Genomic DNA, 788 nt, shown 5'->3' with positions numbered 1-788 from the left:
GGCGTGTAGGTCGCATAACCCGGAGAGAATCGTAACACATGAGCGCCGCGCTTCAATACTTCGACGAAAATTTACCCCATCGTCCCTATCACACGGATGATCTCGCTTTTGGTCTTCGCATCTCCGGCAAAGGGCGTGCGCTTCTTGCGCGGTACATACAGCAGAACCAGCCTCATGCGCAGTTCTGGCTGGTTTTTGACGTTGACCGCGAGGGGGCTGCGATTGACTGGAGCGACCGGAACGCTCCCGCGCCGAACATCACCGTTAAAAATCCTGTGAACGGACACGCTCACCTGCTCTACGCACTCAACATCGCCGTGAGAACCGCGCCTGATGCCTCGGTTAAGGCGCTGAAATATGCCGCAGCGGTTGAACGTTCGCTGTGTGAGAAACTTTGTGCGGATGTGAACTACAGCGGCCTGATTTGCAAAAATCCGTTCCACCTGGAATGGCTGGTGATGGAGTGGCGCGAGGAAGCCTATACCCTCGATGAACTGGCTGATTATCTCGATTTGAGCGCCTCAGAGCGTCGTAGCATCGATAAACATTACGGGATGGGGCGAAACTGCCACCTGTTCGAAATGACGCGCAAATGGGCTTACAGGGCGATTCGTCAGGGCTGGCCAGCGTTCTCACAGTGGCTTGAAGCGGTGATCCAGCGTGTCGAAATGTACAATGCATCGCTTCCCGTTCCGCTTTCACTGGCTGAATGTCGGGCTATTGGCAAGAGCATTGCGAAATACACGCACAGGAACTTCACGCCGGAAACTTTCGCACAGTATGTGAAA

Annotated in this window: 1 protein-coding gene; it reads left to right on the top strand. The window is 54.6% G+C overall.

Features of this window, described 5'->3' with window-relative positions:
- Positions 1-38 precede the first annotated feature (38 nt).
- A partial coding sequence (locus tag AC5O77_RS21750; RefSeq protein ID WP_494507168.1) for a replication initiation protein occupies positions 39-788 on the top strand: 750 nt, incomplete at its 3' end.

This window comes from Stenotrophomonas sp. INTA L402-1, assembly GCF_059295135.1.
Note: the sequence above shows the minus strand (reverse complement) of the source record. Positions and strands in the feature narration are given on the sequence as shown.